Below are 19,404 nucleotides of genomic sequence, written 5' to 3' on the forward strand. Positions count from 1 at the left end.
GGCTTGTCGATGAAAGTGCTATTGCAGAGTATCGGGTTAGCCTTGCAGTTTTTTACGATTATCCCGTTAAAGCGTGAATTACCATTAACACGTCGTCATGTCACTATGATGTTTATGTTACTAGCGAGCATTGGTTTACTCATTGGGGTGCTTGCAGCGAGTGTGCATGTCATAGTGAGCCAAACTTCATGGCAGCCATTGACGCAAGCGTTTTTTACTATGTTAGCACTTGTAGTGTTAACAGGTGGGCTACATATTGATGGTTTAATTGATACAGGCGATGCCTTCTTCTCTTATCGTGACCCTGTACGCCGACTTAGCATTTTAGACGACCCACGTGTTGGCGCATTTGGTGTGTTAACCGTATTAACATGGCTCGTTACAAAGTTAGTTGTACTGCAACAGCTCTATGCAGATCATGCGTTAGCGGTATGGATGTTAATTTTACTGCCTATTGTGACACGTAGTATGATGGCGTTATTTTTTACGACAACACCTTGTGCCAAAGAGAAGGGTTTAGCACACTTCTTTAAAACAACAAGTAATGGCCGCTATATTTTAGTAAGTTATAGTTTCATCACGATGATAGTACTCGGTATCTTTACCTGGTGGACGGCAAGTATAGTACCGCTTATATTAATCAGTATTGCCCTATTAGCAACCATGTGGTATCGCTCTTTTGCGATAAAAAATTTTGGCGGGCTATCAGGTGATTTATTAGGTGCATGGATTGAAGGATTGGAGGTCATATTATGGCTTGTCATACTGTTCGTGTATATGTGATGCGTCATGTTAAAACTGCTATGAATCAACAGCGGCAATATATGGGCTGGACAGATGCCCCTATTATAGAAGAGGTTGAGCCTTTGCAATGGTTGCCAGAGCATGTTGTCAGTAGTGACTTACAGCGTTGTATCCAGACGGCACATGGCTACTTTCCACAAACATCGCTTATTATAGAGCCGCGTTTACGCGAGTTATGTTTTGGCGACTTTGAAGGTAAAACGTATCAAGATTTACAACATAATGCTACGTATCGGCAATGGATTGATGATCCGCATAAACATACACCGCCAAATGGTGAGCCATTTATGGCATTTACGAGGCGGGTGTTAACAAGCTTTGTTGAACATGTAGCGAATGAAACTGTTTTTGTAGTGCATGGAGGGGTAATGCGTGCTATTTTGGCAGAATTTGCGCCACAACAGCAAGATTTTTGGCAGTATGAAGCTACTCACGACCATTATTATGTGTTGGCGTGGGACAATATCGAACAAGTAAAGGAGGGGAGAAGATGCAAGTATTTATCGGTGGTGCCCATAGTGGCAAAACAGCATACGTCAAACAACTCGTAGGTGAAGATGCAGAATGGCAAGTCGCAGTAGCACCGCATCATACATCAGCACATACCGTGGTATTAAATAATTTAGAAGCTTGGCTCGTCACGCAAGATTTGCAAGATGAGGATGTTGTAGTAGCAATGTTAATGGAGAGAATACGCCAACTACAGCAAACAGCCCAACTTTATATCATTGTGGCGGATGTGGGGAGAGGGATTGTGCCATTAGACCCTAAGTTGCGTCAATTACGTGATGTTTGTGGTCGCTTTTATCAACAACTATTTAAAGAAGCGACGAGTGTCACACGTGTATGGTACGGCTTAACAGAGAAATTGAAGTAGTGAGGGGGGAGTTGACATGGACAAGGGGAAACTACGTTTATATGTGTTGACCGCACTTATTGCGGGTATGGCAGCTATAGGTGGTTTCATCAAAGTACCACTTGGAACAGCGCAATCGGCAGCAATTGACTCAGCACCAGCTTTCATTGCTGCTGTATTATTACCAGCGCCTTATGCAGGGCTATCAGCTATGTTAGGACATTTTGCGACAGCAGCAACTTCGGGCTTTTTTTTAGGGCCGTTTCATATGCTAATTGCAGTGGAGATGTTTGTTATTGCATATGTATTTGCAAAGATGCATCAAGCAGGTATGCACAAATTAAAATGGGGGTTTGCTATACTTGCAAATGGCATTTTATCGCCGTTGCCCTTTTACTTCTTAATAAGTCCAGCCTTTTATTTAGGGGCTGTGCCAGGGCTATTATTAGCAACTGCACTCAATTTATTTGTTGCAGCACTTGTCATGCCTATTATAGCTAAGGCAATGGTACGAAATGGAGCGAAAACATATTGAGAGATGCATTACTTTTACCAGGCGGGCATGTGATCACCGTAGATAATTCCGCCGCCATCGGAGAAAAAGAGAACGATATTGTAAAAGTATCGAATGAATTAGCCGCTTATTATACGATACGTGTCGCCTTATTGGAACAATGGTCTGCAAATGCAGAGCCACAAGCGATCTCGCTTGCCAATTTTAGTGGTGACAATGCTTGGCAGCCTTATATCAACGGCATTCATCAAGCATTTAAAGAAATTGGGGCGCCAATGCCACCTATTACAGGAAGTACAGAAACAAATATGTCAACATTGCAATCTGGTTTAAGTATTACCATCATTGGTCGCAAGTTAGAAGATACAACTTGTGCATCGTTAGTATGGTATGTATACGGGCAACCATTAGTGGGACAAGAAGTGTTAGAACAACCACAAGCTGTAGCAGACTTAGGTCGTATTTACAATGGTTGGCAACGTGGTTTAGTAAAAAAAGTATGGCCTGTGGGTTCATCTGGTGTGGCTAAGGAGTGTGAAAGACTCTTTCCTAATAAAACGATTAAAATTGAAGACCTTGACCTACATAAAACAGCAGGACCAGCAACAGCTGTATTGTTAGCGAGTCATGTGGAGGACGAACATATTTTATGTGATTATTTTGGTCTTCCACTAAAGAAAGTTGTCGTTCAAGCGTAAGTCTTTTGTGTGATATTGTTAGCAAGTCATTTGATTCATTGTTTTAATAAACACAATATGTTAGATTATTATTTATAGATAAACACAATATATAGTGTTTTGAGAAATAACAATATTATTTTGTTATTTCTCAAATCATCACATAAATAATAAAATCGTGAGAGTTGTGCAATGAATTCATAATGGCTTTTTTTTATTTCTTTTACAGAAAATTTATCCACATATGTTATTTTTATTATGCCAAAATCTCATGATTATTTTGAGGGAGCGGCATAGCATATGACAGGCATCCCTCATACAGAAGGATGCCTTTTGTATTGCCCTCCACTTAAACAGAAGGGTGTGTTAACCATATGACAACAAAGACAACAACAATAACAACACAAGTAGAGGCACTAAGAAATCGCTTTACAGAGGAACAGTTGGCTCCGTTTTTACGATTATCTGAACGTTGGCATCGTAAAACAAAAGATGGCACTTACGAGGCATGGTCAGATGCCATGGTTTTACAGCTATTAGGTTGGATTGATGAGGACGAGCCTTACTGGACATTTGTCGCAGCCCATATTTATTTGCACAAGCTCTATGAACAACATGCGAAGCTTCGTGGTGTGCAGGCACAGGAGGTATATACCACATTTCCACAAAATATAGAGAAGTACGTTGCGGCTGGATTGTATGATGAGTTACTTATGACAAAATATACATGGGCTGAACGCACCACCTTAGCGCAAAGTATCGTGCCAGAGCGTGATCAGTTATTCACTTATATTGGGCTCAAAACATTAACAGATCGCTATGTTTTGCGTGATTATCACAACCAGCAAGTAGAGTTGCCACAAGAGCGTTTTATGATAATTGCTATGACGTTAATGCAGGATGAAACTGAAAATCGCCTCGCTAAAGTACAAGAGGCTTACTGGGCGATGAGTCAGTTATATATGACAACAGCTACACCAACATTAGCAAATGCTGGCAAGACACATGGTCAATTATCTAGCTGTTTTATTGATACAGTTGATGATAGTTTACAAGGGATTTACAACTCCAATACGGATGTTGCTACTTTATCTAAGTTTGGTGGAGGCATTGGTGTCTACATGGGTAAAATACGCAGTAGAGGTTCTGCAATTCGTGGTTTTAAAGGCGCTTCAAGCGGCGTGTTGCCGTGGATTAAGCAATTAAATAATACCGCAGTCTCTGTTGACCAACTCGGACAGCGACAAGGTGCCATCGCCGTATACCTTGATGTTTGGCACAAAGATGTATTGCCTTTTTTAGATGTAAAGCTTAATAACGGGGACGAACGTTTACGAGCACATGATATTTTTACGGGGCTTTGCTTACCAGATTTATTTATGGAGGCTGTTGTAGCACGTGAAGATTGGTATTTATTCGACCCTCACGAAGTACGTGAAGTAATGGGCTTTAGCCTAGAGGATTACTATGATGAGGTACGCGGTCAAGGTTCATTCCGCCAACGATACCAAGCATGTGTAGCGCATGAAGAGTTAACACGTACAGTTGTGCCAGCGATTGATATTATGAAACGTATTATGCGCTCGCAACTTGAGACGGGCGTACCTTTTATGTTTTATCGTGATGAAGTGAATCGTAAAAACCCTAATAAACATAAGGGTATGATTTACTCAAGTAACCTTTGTACAGAGATTTTTCAAAATATGTCGCCTACAACATTTGACAGTGTGGAATTAGAGGATGGCATTATTATGACAAAGCATACCGCAGGCGATTTTGTCGTTTGTAATTTGTCTTCCATTAACCTAGGACGAGCTGTACCAGCCAACGTATTGTCGCGTTTAATTCCGATTCAAGTACGCATGTTAGACAATGTGATTGACCATAATACGATACCAGTGAAGCAAGCGGAGTATACAAATCAGCGTTATCGAGGGATTGGATTAGGGACGTTTGGGTGGCATCACTTACTTGCACTAGAAAAAATTGTGTGGGAATCAGAAGAGGCGGTTGCCTATGCGGATACCTTATATGAGCAAATTGCCTATTTAACGATTCAAGCCTCACAAACATTGGCGAAGGAAAAGGGAGCGTACCCCTTGTTTGAAGGTTCGGAATGGCAGACGGGCAGCTACTTTGATACGCGCGATTATAAAAGTGAGGCTTGGCTCACTTTAAAGGAGCAAGTAGCCAAATACGGTATACGTAATGGCTATGTGATGGCGGTTGCACCTAACTCATCAACAGCGATTATTGCAGGTTCAACTGCCTCAATCGACCCAATCTTTCAAAAGAGTTATTCGGAAGAGAAAAAGGATTATAAAATCCCAGTAACCGCACCTAGCTTAAATGAGCAGACGACATGGTTTTATAAATCGGCTTATTTTATTGACCAAAACTGGTCAGTTAAACAAAATGCAGCTAGAGCTCGCCACATTGACCAAGGCATTTCTTTTAATATTTATGTGCAAAATACAGTTAAAGCGAAAGATTTACTACAACTGCATGTAAATGCGTGGGACTCGGGCATAAAAACGACCTATTATGTGCGTTCTACATCTGTTGAATTAATGGATTGTCATGCATGTGAAAGTTAAAAGGAGAGAGGATAATGACTTTAGTAAAAAAGCGTAATATTATGGATAAAGAAGCACCTAACGCTTCAACAGGTATTATTAATGGACGTTCTTCTAATATTTTAAATTGGGATGATGTACGTTTTAATTGGGCATACCCTAAGTATAAACAAATGCTAGGCAATTTTTGGACGCCCTTTGAAATTAATATGAGTAATGATGTGAAACAATTCCCCACGTTAAGTGATGATGAGAAAAATGCCTTTTTAAAAATTATTGGCTTATTAGCACTGCTTGATAGCATTCAAACCGATTATGCAGGGCATGTGGCGGATTATTTAACAGACTCTAGTCTACACGCCTTAATGATTATTTTAGCGCAACAAGAAGTGGTGCATAATCACTCTTATAGTTACGTCTTATCAAGCATTGCCACGAAAGATGTACAAGATGAGACCTTTAATTTTTGGCGTACAGAGCCTATTTTGCAAAAGCGTAATGACTTTGTGATTAAGGGGTATCGCGCCTTTACTGAAAATCCAACTGTAGAGAATCTCCTCACATCTATTGTGTATGATGTCATTTTGGAAGGCTTATTTTTCTATTCAGGGTTTGCCTATTTTTATCATTTGGCACGCAATCAAAAAATGCTTGCAACAAGTACAATGATTAATTATATTAATCGTGATGAACAACTCCATGCGGATTTATTTGTTAAAATTTATCGCGAGATTTTAATAGAGCATCCCGAATTAGATACACCTGAACGTGCTGCGCAAGTGCAAGCGATTTTCTGTGAAGCAGCGCAGCTAGAAGCCGAGTGGGCGCGAGAAATTATAGGCGATAAAATGGATGGGCTTGATTATGAAGAAGTTCAAGACTATGTGTATTTTTATGCCAATGTGCGTTGCAATCAATTGGGTTATGAACGTCCGTTTGAAGGATATCGTAAAAATCCTATGAAATGGATTAAAGCATATGAAGACGTAGATCAAGGGAAAACGGATTTCTTTGAACAAAAGTCACGACAATACGTCAAAGTAAATGTTGAAGATAATGGTTTTGATGAATTATAGTAAAGGGCGGGGCGACATATGTCGTCTCGTTTTTTAGTATGATATAATGCAGTATACTGTGGAAAGAAGTGTGGAATGTGCATGAAGAGACGATTGATGTTTGCGGGTGTATTATTATTTGTAATGGCGAGTATTTGGTTTATTAACGAGAAGGAACAAAGCTTTAAAAACCCTGTAGATGCCATACATGAATTGGACGGAGCTGTGCAAGTTATCCCTGCACATGTTACAGAGCAAGTGGCGTATTATTTTTTTATGAAGAATGAGAAGGACTTTGGTTTCGTTGCAGCAACTAAGCATCTCTTTGGATGGAAGGCTAAAACCATTCGTTACGTACCTATTGCCAATCAAAATTTTACAGATCGCAATAGCATCCCTTATGATGATACGATTACTTTTGGCATTGTCAATGAAACAGGTAAAAATACGTTGCCTAAACACGCTATAATACAATTAATAGATGGTGAAGCTGGTAAGCAGCTTAAAAAAGCGGGGCATTCTACTATGTATGGCTGGTATTTGACAAAGTCATAACATAATAAAAGGTAAGGGGAAACGTTGTGACCCTTACCTTTTTTACGTAATAGTGTAGATAAGTTAATACTTGTCCCTGTGTACTATGCCATTATTCGATTATTTTTAATTTTACAATAAAATGCTTGACATTAAACCAAGTTATCATATAAGATTTTAATTAATCCAATAAGCAATACTCTTATGAAGAGAGGTGGAGGGACTGGCCCTACGAAACCTCGGCAACCATTGATGCGTCAAACGGTGCCAAATCCAGCAAGGGAAACTTTGGGAAATGAGAGGAGTAAACGGCTAGTGTAGCGGTCTCTATCTCTCAACAGATAGAGATTTTTTTGTTTACTCTAAAAGGAGGGACAAAGCATGACGGTTCAACAACAGCCAAAAACAGTGTTTGCGGAAATTGAAAAAGCATTGGCACAACTACAATTTGGCACTGTACACATTACAGTACATGAGGGGCGCGTTGTACAAATTGAACGCACCGAAAAAATTCGCATTACACAATAATATGAGCTGACTAGAAAACTAGAGGCATTTCACATGACACGAGTGGAATGCCTTTTTTGATGGACAAAGGAGAGAGAAAAATGAAGAAACTAGTATGGGTAGTAACTATCGCACTATTATTGAGTGCATGTAGTAAGGGAGAGGCAAAAAAAGAACAAAATAACGATGCTAAAACAATCACGATTGGTGCAACAGCAGGGCCTTATAGTGACCAATTAAAAGAAGGGATTGCTCCGTTATTAAAAGAAGAAGGCTATGAGTTAAAAGTAGTAGAGTTCCATGATTATATTCAACCAAATAATGCATTAGAAGAAGGGGATATTGATGCCAACCTTTATCAAAATCGCTTGTATTTAACTAACTTTAATAAAGAAAAAGGGACGCATCTGCACTATTTATTTGCTGTGCCAAGTGCTCCTATTGCTTTATACTCTACAACACATCAGTCATTAGATGATGTCAAGGAAGGCATGACGATTACATTACCTAATGATACAGTCAATTTAGCGCGCAGCTTAAATATGTTGCAAAATTACGGCTGGATTACCGTAAATCCCGATATTGACCATGTCACAGTAAGTGAGAAAGATATTACAGAAAATCCGTTGAATTTAGTCATCAAACCGTTAGATGCGGCGGCGACAGCACGTTCTTTAGATGATGCCGACTTTGCATTTGTAAATGGGAATTATGCCATTGCTTCTGGTTTAAAGTTTACAGAAGCGGTAGACGTGGAGCAAACATCAGAAGACTTTTTAATTTACTTAGCCATTCGTGAGGGTGATGAGAATGAAGATTTTGTTAAAGCGTTGCAAAAAGTATATGAGTCAGATGCTTTTTATGAATATACGAAAGAACACGCAAAAGGCTATGTGCTACCGCCTTATCAACAAGAACGGGAGGCAAAATAATGATTGAAGTGCAAGATGTAAGTAAAACATATGGCAAATTACAAGCCCTACAACATATTTCAGTAACGATTAAAACAGGTGAGATCTTTGGCATGATTGGTTATAGTGGCGCAGGTAAAAGTACATTATTACGTTGCCTTAATGGTTTAGAACAACCTACGACAGGGCGCATTATGGTAGATGGTGTAGAGATTACAGCTATTACCAAACAACAATTAAGATTGGCAAGGCGTAATATTGGTATGATTTTTCAACACTTTCATTTAATTTCCACTAAAACGGTGTTTGATAATATTGCTTTTTCCTTAAAGTGTGCAGGCAAATCAAAAGCAGAAATTGCGAAGCGCGTACCAGAATTGTTAGCACTTGTAGGGTTAACGGAGCGTGCAGCTTATTATCCTGCACAATTATCCGGTGGTCAAAAACAGCGTGTAGGGATTGCAAGGGCATTAGCTAATGAGCCAACGGTGTTATTATGTGATGAAGCAACATCTGCATTAGACCCAACGACAACGGCTTCTATCTTACAATTGTTAAAAGAAATTAACGAACAGCTACAATTGACTATCGTACTTATCACGCATGAAATGGAAGTAGTGCAAGAAATCTGTCATCGTGTGGCAGTGATGGAGGACGGCAAAATTGTAGAGGAAGGGAAGGTATATGATATCTTTGCCGAACCACAAACAAAGCTTGCTAAACAATTTGTCGATACTGTACACAAACTAGAGTTGCCCGCCCGTTTATTACAACAGACAACGGGGACGATTGTACGCTTAACATTTCGCGGGGCGCGTGCAGAAGAAGCGATTATCTCGGAGGCAGCCGCTCAGTTTAATGTAAAAATAAATATTTTACACGGGCAAATTACGTATATTCAAGACCAAGCACTCGGCACGCTCATTGTTGAGATAGTAGGAAGCAGCACTCAACATGCGACTATTATGGCGTGGCTAAACGAACGCATTAAACATTTGGAGGTGCTTGCTCATGTTGCTTGATATGGCAGGGGAGTTTCAAACAGCATTATGGGAAACAGCTTGGATGCTAGGTATTGCTACCTTATTTTCAATCATTATTGGTGTTCCACTCGGCATTTTTCTATTTGCCACTAGTAAGGGCATGTTTTGGCAAAATAAAATGATTCAGTCACTTGCAGGGACGATTATTAATATTTTTCGGTCATTGCCATACATGATATTGCTTATTTTGTTAATCCCGCTTACAAAATGGCTACTTGGGACCACGACGGGGCCAACAGCAGCGAGTATTTCATTAACGATTGCAGGTATTCCTTTTTATGCACGTTTAGTCGAGACAGCTTTGCGTGAAATCGACAGAGGCGTTATTGAAGCTGCTGAAGCTTGCGGGGCATCTTCTTGGTTAATTATTAAGGAAGTTTTAATACCAGAAGCAAAATCAGGGATGATTGCAGGGTTAACCATCACGATGATTAGTTTACTCGGTTACTCGGCAATGGCAGGTATGATTGGTGGTGGTGGTTTAGGCGATTTAGCGATTCGCTTTGGTTATCACCGTTTCCAAACTGAAGTTATGATAGCCACTGTTATTATTTTAATTATACTCGTACAGCTCATTCAATGGCTAGGCGATCGCCTGGCCAAGCGAGCAAAAAAAGTAGCTCAATCCTAACTAGACCAAAAGAAAGTACGACTGTATTGTTTCAGTCGTACTTTTTGTTTTATCGTCCTGTAATTGCAGCTTTTAAAATGAGTACACGCTCACGTTGTACAACTTTAAACTTAATATTTTCCGGTGTATCAGCAGGGACAGCATTCGCTTGTAAACCGAAGCGTTTAGCAATGATTTTTGCCCGCTCGCAATGGTAATCACTCGTAATAATTGTCACGCCTTCAACATGCGGCAACAAATATAAGCTATTGCGAATATTTTCATAAGTGGAAGTGGAAGCATCTTCAATAATGATGCGTTCAGGTGCAACACCATGTTGAATCATATATTGAAACATGACAGAAGCTTCAGTGGCATCTTCATCAGCGCCTTGTCCACCTGTGACAACAAAACATACGTGTGGGTATTTATTGGCATAAGCCACTGCTTTGTTTAAGCGATTTTTTAATGCTTCTGATGGCTCTGCACCAGCATTTACTTTTGCGCCTAATACAATGACATAATCAAACTCGCCATTTGCTTTATTTTTGTAGCCATTTTTTACTAAGCGGTCAAAAAAAATGTGTAAACTTGTCATTACACCTAGCCCAATACCAGCTATCATTGATTTTTTCATCAGCATTGCCTCCAAAGTATACGTTATCCAAATTGTACCGCAAAAAAACCGTGGGCGCTATGCTAATTGTTTCGGTTGTTTAATACGTGTAATGAGTAACATTAACATCACATTGACAGCTAATACAAATAATAAAGGATAGATGACATGGTCAGTCGCATCAAATAAAAAGCCTAATACCAATGGACCGAGTGAGCCGATCATAAAGCCAAAGCACTGCATAATCGCTGAAGTATTTGTAGCTTGTTGTGATGTAATCGCATCTTGTACAGGAATGAGTAATGCAAGGGGAAATAAACCGCCCGCCCCAATGCCAATCAACACTGTAGCTACCCAAGGTGAAAATTGGAAAATCAATAACAATAGGCCAATACATTCCGAAAACGCACATAAAAGTAACCATAAACGTCGGCGTTGGAAGCGTGTCACAAGCTCTGTTACAACAATACCCATAGGTACTTGTACAGCTGTAAATAAACTTAGTAATAACCCTGCTTGTGTAGGCGTAAAATCAAGTGCAAGTGCAATGGTAGCAAGCCACGCCGTCATCATATAGAAGATGGAGCACATACAAGCAAAATAAAAAACTAATACTATAATATGCGGGTGGCGTGTAGCAGGTGAGGTCTGTGCTTTGTTTTTATTGCCGTCACGTAATAGTGGTAACAACAATAACGCTGCTAATAAAGCAAAAATTGCCCAAAAACTTAAAGAGAAGCGCCACGACTCTCGCCCCATATGATAAAGTGGCATCGCAAAACTTGATGCGGCTGCAGCTCCAATAATCATCGATACGGAGTAAACACTCATGACATTTAATTTTGTTGGAAAATATTCTTTGACAAAGCCTGCGATCAGTGGCCCAGCAATCCCAATGCCAACCCCAGCAAATAGCGCTGTGATAATTAACATCACACTAGAATGGGTGAAGAAGCGTAAGGCAGTGGTCATTAGCAAAATGAGCATGGCAATAAATAAAGAACGCTCAACACCAAGTGTTTTACTCATCTTAATCGCTACAAGGGAGAACACGCCCATACAAAAAACAGGTAAGGTTGTCAAAAAGCTAGCTGCTACATTGCTCATCTGTAGCTCATCTTGAATAAAGCTTAATACAGGTCCAATAGATGTTAGAGCAGGTCTTAAATTAAGGGATGTTAAAAAAATAATAAGTAATAAATACAGCGTACGCATTACAGCAACTTCCTCTCTTCATCAGTGCTATTTATTATAGATAACGCTTTATGATAGAACAATACTATTTTTTCTATTATAATAATAGAAAAAACCTATGGGAGTTAATGATGGAATTACGACAACTGCATTATTTTTTAACATTATGTGAGCATTTACATTTTTCGAGAGCAGCAGAAGCATTAGGTATTTCACAACCTACACTCAGTCAACAAATTAAAGTATTAGAAGATGAGATTGGCATGCCTTTATTCGATCGCATTGGCAAACGCACCATGAAAACAGCAGCAGGTGACATACTAGAGAAGCAAGGAAAGGCTATTCAACAAGCAGTAGCCAATGTCCAAGCGGAATTAAAAGATTTGCAACAGGAGCATCGTGGACATTTGCGTGTTGCTGTATTACCGTCAGATTTAGATTATCGCCTCCCTCCAATACTTACCCATTTTTATGAGAGCTTTCCACATGTTTCACTAGCCATCATTTCTTCTGTGCATATTGTGCAGCGTGTCTTAGCGAATGAGGTAGATATTGGTGTGGCGCTAGCGGGTGAAGTATGTGAGCAACTTTGTGTGGAACAATTTTACGAAGAGAGTTATGCATTGTTTGTGCCACCTACACATGAACTTGCTTCAGCGTCTTTTGTCACGCCAACTCAAATTGCTACGCTTCCAATGATGCTTTATCCGACAGGTTACGTAGGTCGACAATTGTTAGAGCGCTGGGCACAGGCACAAGGCATCCAGTTTACAATGTTACTTGAAACAGGTACGGTTACTTCCCTTTTTGAGTTAGCAAGGCGAGGGGTTGGTGTCACGATTCAACCTTTGCGCTTAGGCACTCATTTCCAAGATCATTTAATCGCGCTGCCAATTCATCCAAGTCCAACACGCACTTTAGCCATTTACTATCGTAAAGATAAGTATTTGAGTCAAGCGGCTCAAAAATTTATTGAGATTTTACTCACACATTTTAATTAACAATAAAATTTTACTTTTCTTCATTTTCTGAATTCGCTATAATGGGGAGGATTTATATAAAGATCAGACAGTAGTATGAAAAAAAGCATCTAAGAAAAGGAGAGCGACAATGATTAATAGCACACGTTTACAACAACATATTGAAACACTTGGTCAAATTGGAGAGAATACCGTAACGAAGGGCATGAACCGCTTTTCATTTACAACAGAAGAACAACAAGCAAATGATGTAATTGCCCGCTTTATGCAAGAAGCTGGAATGACGGTGACAGTTGATGCAGTCGGCAATGTCATTGGTACATATGGCAGTGGTGAGGAAACAATCATGATGGGTTCACACATTGATACAGTACCAGAAGGTGGAAAGTATGACGGGGCGCTAGGTGTATTAAGTGCGATTGAAGTAGTACATACGATGGCTGAACAACAAGTTACGCCACCTTATAAAATCGAAGTTGTCGCTTTTAAAGACGAGGAGGGGACACGTTTTGGCTTTGGCTTATTAGGGAGTAGGGCTATGGCGGGTTTACTTGAAGAACAAGATTTACAAGCACCTGATGATGATGGGATTACTATTGCTCAAGCGATGGTAGATGCAGGTTTTGTCACGGATACACTGGCTAGTGCAGTGCGTACGGATATTAAAGCGTATGTAGAGCTACACATTGAGCAAGGCAAAGTATTAGAAAACGCAGATTTACCCGTTGGTGTAGTAACAGGTATTGCAGCGCCCCTATGGCTAGATGTAAAAGTAATAGGTGTGAGTGAGCATGCGGGAGCGACGCCTATGGATTTACGTTGTGATGCGCTAACAGCAAGTAGTGAAATGATCCTTGCTATTGAAAAGTTAGCACAAAAATTTGGCATTGTAGCTACTGTAGGTAAACTTCAAGTAAAGCCCAATGGTGTAAACGTAATTCCTGGTCAAGTCGATTTTACGATTGATATGCGGGATATTGATGAGGAAGATGTAGCACAAGCCGAGCAACAACTCTACGAAGTATTACAAAAAATTGCAGAAAAACGTGGTGTACAATGTGATACGCAGTTATTACAACGTGTGAAGCCAGCTAAATGTGATGAATTACTGATTCAACAAGTATCTGCTGCTATTGAAGCACAGCACTTAAAGGTTCATACTTTACCAAGTGGTGCAGGGCATGATGCTATGAATATGGCAAATGTGGCGCCCATTGTGATGATTTTTGTGCGTTCTAAAGGGGGAATTAGTCATAATCCGCTTGAATATAGCTCACCAGAAGATATCGCCATAGCGACACAAGTGCTCTATGACACTATTCAAAAAATCGCACAATAAAAAGCTGTCTCAATACTATTTGAGATGCGCCTTTCCTCATATATAATAGGAGTAATGGAGGAGGCGACAATATGGGCTGGGAAACACATTTGTTAACAGGCGCACTTACAGGATATATGGTGACGCAACAGCCACTAGGTGCAGTTGTAGGCGGCATTGCCGGTTTAGTGCCAGATATTGACGAGCCAAAATCAAAGCTTGGACGGCTTGTACCAATGCTGGCTAAGCAACTTAAGCATACATTAGGGCATCGTACATTTACGCATTCTCTAGTTTTTGTCCTACTCGTTGGTGTTCTGATACAGTGGCTTACACAAAATAATATGATGACAACGGCAGCAGTAGCAGGCTTATGTTCACATATTATCGCAGATATGCTCACAGGCAGGGTACAAATTTTCTACCCTTTACCTGTAAAGCTTGGTATACGCATGAATAAGAGACAAGCTAAGCGCATGGATACAGGCGCAAAATATCTTATTAGTATCGCCTGCTTTGTTATGATTTATTATGCTTTTCGTTAGGGGGAGTAGTATGCAACGAGTTGAATCTTTACTTGCACAAGGGAAAATGAAAGAAGGATTTACACAAGGATTGCTATTAGTTGAGGCAGGCAAGGCAAGTGAAACATTAGCGCAACATATACACGTCTTGCATTCTTTAGGGTTTGCGCAGCTCCCGAAGGCTTCACTAGGTACAAAACAATACGAAGAAAATGCAGCAGAGCAATATGCGGTGTTAAGCCCTTTTTATCAATTTCAACACCACCAAGATTATACTCAATTTGGAGAAATGGTTGAACAAAGTTTAGCTGGTGATCAGGAGCAACAAGCAGCAGCCTATGCCATGATGGGATGGTATTATGCAGTGACAGATGAAGCACCAAAAGCGTTTGTTCAGTGGGCTGAAGCACTCAAGTTACAGCCTAACCAAGCGATGTATTGGGGCTTATTTGCCCAAATGCTTAATGATTATGGGGGGCATCCTTTACTCGCCCTACGCTTGATTGAAGAGGCACAGTTATTAGATGCAGCAAATCCGCGTTGGCCTTATATTGCTCATCATATTTTTATACATCTAGCAACAGCCACTAAAAATTTAAATTATGTGATGGGCGCACAACAAACTTTACAACGTACTAAAGCATTAATACGTGAAGAACAGGTCCCGCTGAAAATTGCCATTGCGAAGTGTGATGATGTGTTACGACAGTGGGAATCTCAATTATTATAAGATAACATTACCTCATTAAAAAAATGAGACTGGGACATAACTCAATTTTGAGGAGAAATATAAAATTTAAGTAATAATTTTTCGGCTAAATGAATCACTTAATGTACTTGAAAGCAAAAAAATGTGAGGCAATTTTAAAAATCGCCTCACATTTTTTCTTTTGTCCCAGCCTCTTTTCTTTTGTCCTCGTATTTTCTAGTAAACATAATATGGGTTTATCAGTGACGTTTTGTATCTATGCCAAACTACGCTTCTCACTAATACAAGCGATGATTTCATCTGCTACTTTTGACGCTAATGATAACTCAGATGTAAAGCCGACACAGGAGCAATTCATCTCACCTAAAATATACGTGTCCTGTCCGTTGTCATCGGTATCTAAAATAAAGTCCGCTGTCCATAAAAGTGGAATATCATAACCGCCTAATTTTTGTTGAATCATAGGCAGTTGTGCTAAAAAGTCGGTAATTAATTTCTCCCATAAAATTGGCGGGTCATAGCGATATTGAGCGCCTGAAAATAAAGTAGCACTAAAAGCATTTGCGCCTTCAGCCGGTTTTTTATGTACGACATTGACAGGTGTGTTGCGCAGCATTAATAAACGAATTTCTCCTTCCTTAATACGTGGCAAAAAGGGCATATCCACAAGCATGCCATTTTGCCCGATAATATATTGTTCACAAAACAGCATAAACTCTCCTAACTTCCAATACTCTACATGATTATCTTTAGCTTCTGTACACTTAATCTTTGTAGATAAGGGCACTTCAGTAGCTGATGTAGGTACTGCTTCAGCAAGCTGGATACGCCAAATCCCCTCACCAGTTGAGCCTCGGTTTTGTTTTAATACGCGTTCGTTATGTAAAAGGGCTTTCGGAAACTGATAGAAAAAATCGCTCATCGTATAATAAGCGTATGTATCTGTTGGTACGAGATTACTGTCTGTTAGCTTAACTAGCGCATCTTTAGCACCATAACCTACCATAGCATCAGGGTGAGGTAAACCTACAATTCCGTGTTCGCATAATTCACGTAACATCGCAAAATATTCAACCTCGCCAACAAGGTTGCCAGGGTTAATGCGGGAAACATAAGCGCAAGCATTAGCTAACATATATTGACGAATTTCTTCCCGCTTTTCTACATCAAAGAAAATTACTTCAGCTTCATACCCTTTAGCAATCAATGCATTAACCATTGGCATCGTATCTTTGCGGTGACCATTTTCCCCTTTATCTGTACCACCAGCTACTTCAAAAAAGATGATTTTTTTCATTGTTACTCCTCCTTTTATCCTATTCAAAATGAGTATAAAAGATGGTTGTAAACGTTAAGCCCTCTTTTATGTAAAAATATTGTAAAAAAGTAATGTCTCGCATGGCCATCATATGTTTTACTTTGGAGGCGTTTTTCTCGTATAATAGAACGTATATTCTTATGTGAGGAGTGAATGGGATGTCAATTATTTTACATGTGGATATGAATAGTTTTTATGCTTCGGTTGAGCAAGCAAAAAATCCTCATTTACTTGGCAAACCTTTAGCTATTGCAGGTAATCCAAGGGAACGCAAGGGAATTATTATTACTTGTTCATATGAGGCGCGTGCTGTAGGTGTATATACTACAATGCCCTTATTTGAGGCACGCAAACGATGCCCAGATTTAATCGTATTGCCACCTAATTTTCCGATGTACCGAGCAGCCTCTATCGCCATGTTTGATATTTTACGTGAGTTTTCTTCCTTAGTAGAGCCTGTTTCCATTGATGAAGGTTATGTTGATGTCACTTTATTACAAAATCCTCAGCAAGTAGCTTATGAAATTCAACAAACGATTTTAACACGTTTAAAGTTGCCTTGCTCGATCGGTATTGCGCCAAATAAATTTTTAGCAAAAACAGCCTCTGATCGTAAAAAACCTTTAGGCATTACCATTTTACGCCGACGTGACATGGAGCATGAACTATGGCCTTTGCCTGTTATGGAAATGCATGGGGTAGGAGAGCGTACAGCAAAAAAATTGCAACAGCTACATATTCATACGATTGGTGACTTAGCTAAGATGTCACCTTATACGATGAAGCTTGCCATGGGTAAAATGGGTGTGCAATTACAAGAGAGAGCAAATGGGATTGACCGACGTCATGTTAATCCTGAGGCTATTTATGATACAAAGAGTGTGGGTAATTCGCAAACGCTAGCGCGCGATGAGGAAGATGTAGATGCTTTATATGTTGTATTGCGCCGCTTAAGTGATAAAGTAGCGGTGCGCCTCTATGAAAAAAGATTAGTGGGTACTACGATTACAGTGCATATACGAGATCATAATTGGCATACAGTTACGAGAAGCGGCACGTTAGCCAATGCCACACAAGATAAACGGGTGATTTATCAAGAGGCTGTGCGCTTATTCGAGATAGGATGGAATAATCTCCCTATACGTTTACTTGGTGTTACGATGAATAATGTGATGGATGAGACGCAACAAACAGAACAATTATCACTTTTCACATATGAAGAACAGATGAAAGACGAGCCAATTAGGCAACTTGTCGAAAAGCTAACACGTAAATTTGGTGAAGGAAGTATTCAACGTGGTATTTCCCTTCCACGCGCAAAAGGTTATCATAGTTATACAAGTTTTAGTAAGGACTTTTTACAAGACCATCAAAAAGGAGAATGATGTTGTGGAATTACACTTCCTAGGTACAGGCGCTGGTATGCCTTCAAAAGAGCGCAACACAACAGCGATTGTTTTAAAATTATTAGATGAAATTGGAGAGTTATGGCTATTTGACTGTGGTGAAGCGACACAACATCAAATTTTACATACACATTTAAAACCGCGTAAAATAACAAAGATTTTTATTACTCATATGCATGGCGACCATATTTTTGGTTTGCCTGGTTTATTAAGTTCACGTTCTTTTCAGAGTGGCGAAGAAACACTAACCATTTATGGTCCAAAAGGCATTGCGCAATTTGTTGAAATGGCATTAACGCTATCCCAAACACATGTTACATATCCCATATCCTATGTTGAAGTCACAGATGGCGTTATTTATGAAGACGAACAATTTATCGTAGAAGTAGCATCACTTGCTCATGTAATCCCGTGCTATGGTTATCGCGTCACCCAAAAACCGTTACCTGGTGCATTACAGATCGACAAGGCATTAGCACTCGGTGTGCCTAAAGGGCCTTTACTAGGGCGTTTGAAAAATGGCGAGTCTGTACAGGTTGGAGAGCGTACTATTACAAGTAAGGACGTTGTAGGGGAGCCTAAATTAGGCGCTATCGTGACGATTTTAGGAGATACAAGCTACACCGACAATGCTATTAATTTAGCAAAAGATGCGACTGTACTTGTCCATGAGGCCACTTTTTTACACGATTTGCAACCACACGCTAGAAAGTTTGGGCACGCAACCGCACAGGAGGCAGCGCAAGTAGCGCAACAGGCAGGTGTTGACCAACTGATTTTAACGCATATTAGCAGTCGTTACTTAGCCCATGAGATGCCTTTATTAAAAGCGGAGGCTAGTGCGATATTCCCGCAAGTTACCATTGCCCATGACCAATTAGTTTATCCTATTAAGTAGGCAAGCGTAACAATCCCTCGTATAATAGAGGAAAGGGGGAGATGGCTTGGAAGAAAAAAGAATACATCCTGCATTATTGCGTTTATTTGTAATCTTTCCAAACATTTTAAGTTACGTATTATTGATAGGATTAATTATTTTTGTTATGAGTAATTACGCTGTGTTAAAAGCAAATGAGGCACTCTCGACATGGCTCATTATCATTGCTATTTTAGCACCAGCCGCATTATTTACAACATACCGCATCGTACAAAAAATACGCTCAGGCGCCATGTAAGCGAAAAACTACTTAAAAAGGTAACTTTTTAAGTAGTTTTCTTTTTTTATAGTCTAAAATACATCTCTTTTATCGTA

At 39.8% G+C, this 19,404-nt stretch carries 22 protein-coding genes and 1 riboswitch; of the genes, 19 read left to right on the forward strand and 3 right to left on the reverse strand.

From position 1 onward, the window contains the following. Positions 1-9: 9 nt before the first annotated feature. The 12 genes from cobS (at position 10) to IEW44_RS13980 (ending at position 10,108) form a co-directional block, all read left to right on the forward strand. Positions 10-783 carry an adenosylcobinamide-GDP ribazoletransferase gene (gene cobS / locus IEW44_RS13925; RefSeq protein ID WP_188615665.1) on the forward strand — a complete coding sequence of 258 codons (774 nt, stop codon included), beginning with the start codon at positions 10-12 and terminating at the stop codon, positions 781-783. Further along, a complete protein-coding gene (locus IEW44_RS13930) occupies positions 753-1,355 on the forward strand; it encodes a histidine phosphatase family protein (protein ID WP_188615666.1) in 603 nt (200 codons plus the stop codon). Before cobS ends, IEW44_RS13930 begins: the two co-directional genes overlap by 31 nt. Continuing rightward, entirely contained in the window at positions 1,295-1,681 is a 387-nt protein-coding gene (locus tag IEW44_RS13935; RefSeq protein ID WP_188615667.1) for a bifunctional adenosylcobinamide kinase/adenosylcobinamide-phosphate guanylyltransferase, read from the forward strand. Before IEW44_RS13930 ends, IEW44_RS13935 begins: the two co-directional genes overlap by 61 nt. 16 nt (positions 1,682-1,697) lie before the next feature. Beyond that, positions 1,698-2,195 carry an ECF transporter S component gene (locus IEW44_RS13940; protein ID WP_188615668.1) on the forward strand — a complete coding sequence of 166 codons (498 nt, stop codon included), beginning with the start codon at positions 1,698-1,700 and terminating at the stop codon, positions 2,193-2,195. Next, entirely contained in the window at positions 2,192-2,872 is a 681-nt protein-coding gene (locus IEW44_RS13945) for a hypothetical protein (RefSeq protein ID WP_188615669.1), read from the forward strand. The genes IEW44_RS13940 and IEW44_RS13945 overlap by 4 nt, the downstream gene beginning before the upstream one ends. A 353-nt stretch (positions 2,873-3,225) precedes the next feature. Further along, positions 3,226-5,448: a ribonucleoside-diphosphate reductase subunit alpha gene (locus IEW44_RS13950; RefSeq protein WP_188615670.1), complete on the forward strand. Its 2,223-nt coding sequence runs from the start codon at positions 3,226-3,228 to the stop codon at positions 5,446-5,448. A gap of 14 nt (positions 5,449-5,462) precedes the next feature. Further along, positions 5,463-6,503 (forward strand): ribonucleotide-diphosphate reductase subunit beta, encoded by a 1,041-nt coding sequence (locus IEW44_RS13955; protein WP_188615671.1) that lies wholly within the window; start codon positions 5,463-5,465, stop codon positions 6,501-6,503. Positions 6,504-6,584: 81 nt separating this feature from the next. Next, positions 6,585-7,037 carry a hypothetical protein gene (locus tag IEW44_RS13960; RefSeq protein ID WP_188615672.1) on the forward strand — a complete coding sequence of 151 codons (453 nt, stop codon included), beginning with the start codon at positions 6,585-6,587 and terminating at the stop codon, positions 7,035-7,037. Positions 7,038-7,215: 178 nt separating this feature from the next. Continuing rightward, positions 7,216-7,318, forward strand: a riboswitch (SAM riboswitch). Between the two features lie 79 nt (positions 7,319-7,397). Beyond that, positions 7,398-7,544, forward strand: a complete 147-nt coding sequence (locus tag IEW44_RS13965; protein ID WP_188615673.1) for a YezD family protein — start codon at positions 7,398-7,400, stop codon at positions 7,542-7,544. Between the two features lie 80 nt (positions 7,545-7,624). Beyond that, positions 7,625-8,455, forward strand: a complete 831-nt coding sequence (locus IEW44_RS13970; protein WP_188615674.1) for a MetQ/NlpA family ABC transporter substrate-binding protein — start codon at positions 7,625-7,627, stop codon at positions 8,453-8,455. Further along, positions 8,455-9,456, forward strand: a complete 1,002-nt coding sequence (locus IEW44_RS13975) for a methionine ABC transporter ATP-binding protein (RefSeq protein WP_188615675.1) — start codon at positions 8,455-8,457, stop codon at positions 9,454-9,456. Before IEW44_RS13970 ends, IEW44_RS13975 begins: the two co-directional genes overlap by 1 nt. Further along, positions 9,446-10,108 carry a methionine ABC transporter permease gene (locus tag IEW44_RS13980; protein ID WP_188615676.1) on the forward strand — a complete coding sequence of 221 codons (663 nt, stop codon included), beginning with the start codon at positions 9,446-9,448 and terminating at the stop codon, positions 10,106-10,108. Before IEW44_RS13975 ends, IEW44_RS13980 begins: the two co-directional genes overlap by 11 nt. 49 nt (positions 10,109-10,157) lie before the next feature. On the opposite strand, the gene IEW44_RS13985 is transcribed toward IEW44_RS13980, so the two are convergent. Both IEW44_RS13985 and IEW44_RS13990 read right to left on the reverse strand, forming a co-directional pair. Beyond that, positions 10,158-10,724, reverse strand: a complete 567-nt coding sequence (locus tag IEW44_RS13985) for a YdcF family protein (RefSeq protein ID WP_188615677.1) — start codon at positions 10,722-10,724, stop codon at positions 10,158-10,160. A gap of 57 nt (positions 10,725-10,781) precedes the next feature. Next, the gene (locus tag IEW44_RS13990; RefSeq protein ID WP_188615678.1) at positions 10,782-11,918 is read right to left on the reverse strand and encodes an MFS transporter; all 1,137 of its coding nucleotides are present in this window, start codon (positions 11,916-11,918) and stop codon (positions 10,782-10,784) included. Positions 11,919-12,028: 110 nt separating this feature from the next. Between IEW44_RS13990 and IEW44_RS13995 the strand changes: the two genes are divergently transcribed. The 4 genes from IEW44_RS13995 to IEW44_RS14010 all read left to right on the forward strand — a co-directional run bounded on the left by IEW44_RS13995 (position 12,029) and on the right by IEW44_RS14010 (position 15,449). Further along, on the forward strand, positions 12,029-12,898 hold the full coding sequence (locus IEW44_RS13995) for a LysR family transcriptional regulator (protein ID WP_188615679.1): 870 nt from the start codon (positions 12,029-12,031) through the stop codon (positions 12,896-12,898). A 109-nt stretch (positions 12,899-13,007) separates the two neighbouring features. Beyond that, positions 13,008-14,216, forward strand: coding sequence for a Zn-dependent hydrolase (locus IEW44_RS14000; RefSeq protein ID WP_188615680.1), 1,209 nt, complete (start codon positions 13,008-13,010; stop codon positions 14,214-14,216). A gap of 71 nt (positions 14,217-14,287) precedes the next feature. After that, positions 14,288-14,740, forward strand: a complete 453-nt coding sequence (locus IEW44_RS14005; RefSeq protein ID WP_188615681.1) for a metal-dependent hydrolase — start codon at positions 14,288-14,290, stop codon at positions 14,738-14,740. A gap of 10 nt (positions 14,741-14,750) precedes the next feature. After that, positions 14,751-15,449 (forward strand): tetratricopeptide repeat protein, encoded by a 699-nt coding sequence (locus tag IEW44_RS14010; RefSeq protein ID WP_188615682.1) that lies wholly within the window; start codon positions 14,751-14,753, stop codon positions 15,447-15,449. A gap of 235 nt (positions 15,450-15,684) precedes the next feature. Here the strand turns inward: IEW44_RS14010 and IEW44_RS14015 are convergent, their stop codons facing one another. Continuing rightward, on the reverse strand, positions 15,685-16,725 hold the full coding sequence (locus tag IEW44_RS14015) for a Cj0069 family protein (protein ID WP_188615683.1): 1,041 nt from the start codon (positions 16,723-16,725) through the stop codon (positions 15,685-15,687). A 179-nt stretch (positions 16,726-16,904) separates the two neighbouring features. On the opposite strand from IEW44_RS14015, the gene IEW44_RS14020 reads away from it, so the two are divergent. The 3 genes from IEW44_RS14020 to IEW44_RS14030 are packed head-to-tail and all read left to right on the forward strand — an operon-like array spanning position 16,905 to position 19,327. Then, positions 16,905-18,131 (forward strand): DNA polymerase IV, encoded by a 1,227-nt coding sequence (locus IEW44_RS14020; RefSeq protein WP_188615684.1) that lies wholly within the window; start codon positions 16,905-16,907, stop codon positions 18,129-18,131. A gap of 4 nt (positions 18,132-18,135) precedes the next feature. After that, the gene (rnz, locus tag IEW44_RS14025) at positions 18,136-19,050 is read left to right on the forward strand and encodes a ribonuclease Z (RefSeq protein ID WP_188615685.1); all 915 of its coding nucleotides are present in this window, start codon (positions 18,136-18,138) and stop codon (positions 19,048-19,050) included. A gap of 46 nt (positions 19,051-19,096) precedes the next feature. Continuing rightward, positions 19,097-19,327 carry an acyl-phosphate glycerol 3-phosphate acyltransferase gene (locus tag IEW44_RS14030; RefSeq protein ID WP_188615686.1) on the forward strand — a complete coding sequence of 77 codons (231 nt, stop codon included), beginning with the start codon at positions 19,097-19,099 and terminating at the stop codon, positions 19,325-19,327. Positions 19,328-19,404 lie beyond the last annotated feature (77 nt).

This window comes from Lysinibacillus alkalisoli, assembly GCF_014643595.1.
Classification (GTDB): Bacteria; Bacillota; Bacilli; order Bacillales_A; family Planococcaceae; genus Metalysinibacillus; species Metalysinibacillus alkalisoli.

Bases quoted from the DNA above. Each gene is read 5' to 3' on its own strand.
- IEW44_RS14015 (WP_188615683.1), bottom strand. From the start codon at position 16,725: ATGAAAAAAATCATCTTTTTTGAAGTAGCTGGTGGTACAGATAAAGGG.
- cobS (WP_188615665.1), top strand. From the start codon at position 10: ATGAAAGTGCTATTGCAGAGTATCGGGTTAGCCTTGCAGTTTTTTACG.
- IEW44_RS13940 (WP_188615668.1), top strand. From the start codon at position 1,698: ATGGACAAGGGGAAACTACGTTTATATGTGTTGACCGCACTTATTGCG.
- IEW44_RS13980 (WP_188615676.1), top strand. From the start codon at position 9,446: ATGTTGCTTGATATGGCAGGGGAGTTTCAAACAGCATTATGGGAAACA.
- IEW44_RS13960 (WP_188615672.1), top strand. From the start codon at position 6,585: ATGAAGAGACGATTGATGTTTGCGGGTGTATTATTATTTGTAATGGCG.
- IEW44_RS13955 (WP_188615671.1), top strand. From the start codon at position 5,463: ATGACTTTAGTAAAAAAGCGTAATATTATGGATAAAGAAGCACCTAAC.
- IEW44_RS13970 (WP_188615674.1), top strand. From the start codon at position 7,625: ATGAAGAAACTAGTATGGGTAGTAACTATCGCACTATTATTGAGTGCA.
- IEW44_RS13965 (WP_188615673.1), top strand. From the start codon at position 7,398: ATGACGGTTCAACAACAGCCAAAAACAGTGTTTGCGGAAATTGAAAAA.
- IEW44_RS13995 (WP_188615679.1), top strand. From the start codon at position 12,029: ATGGAATTACGACAACTGCATTATTTTTTAACATTATGTGAGCATTTA.
- IEW44_RS13930 (WP_188615666.1), top strand. From the start codon at position 753: ATGGCTTGTCATACTGTTCGTGTATATGTGATGCGTCATGTTAAAACT.
- IEW44_RS14000 (WP_188615680.1), top strand. From the start codon at position 13,008: ATGATTAATAGCACACGTTTACAACAACATATTGAAACACTTGGTCAA.
- IEW44_RS13985 (WP_188615677.1), bottom strand. From the start codon at position 10,724: ATGAAAAAATCAATGATAGCTGGTATTGGGCTAGGTGTAATGACAAGT.
- IEW44_RS13990 (WP_188615678.1), bottom strand. From the start codon at position 11,918: ATGCGTACGCTGTATTTATTACTTATTATTTTTTTAACATCCCTTAAT.
- IEW44_RS13950 (WP_188615670.1), top strand. From the start codon at position 3,226: ATGACAACAAAGACAACAACAATAACAACACAAGTAGAGGCACTAAGA.
- IEW44_RS13975 (WP_188615675.1), top strand. From the start codon at position 8,455: ATGATTGAAGTGCAAGATGTAAGTAAAACATATGGCAAATTACAAGCC.
- IEW44_RS14005 (WP_188615681.1), top strand. From the start codon at position 14,288: ATGGGCTGGGAAACACATTTGTTAACAGGCGCACTTACAGGATATATG.
- IEW44_RS14010 (WP_188615682.1), top strand. From the start codon at position 14,751: ATGCAACGAGTTGAATCTTTACTTGCACAAGGGAAAATGAAAGAAGGA.
- IEW44_RS14020 (WP_188615684.1), top strand. From the start codon at position 16,905: ATGTCAATTATTTTACATGTGGATATGAATAGTTTTTATGCTTCGGTT.
- IEW44_RS13935 (WP_188615667.1), top strand. From the start codon at position 1,295: ATGCAAGTATTTATCGGTGGTGCCCATAGTGGCAAAACAGCATACGTC.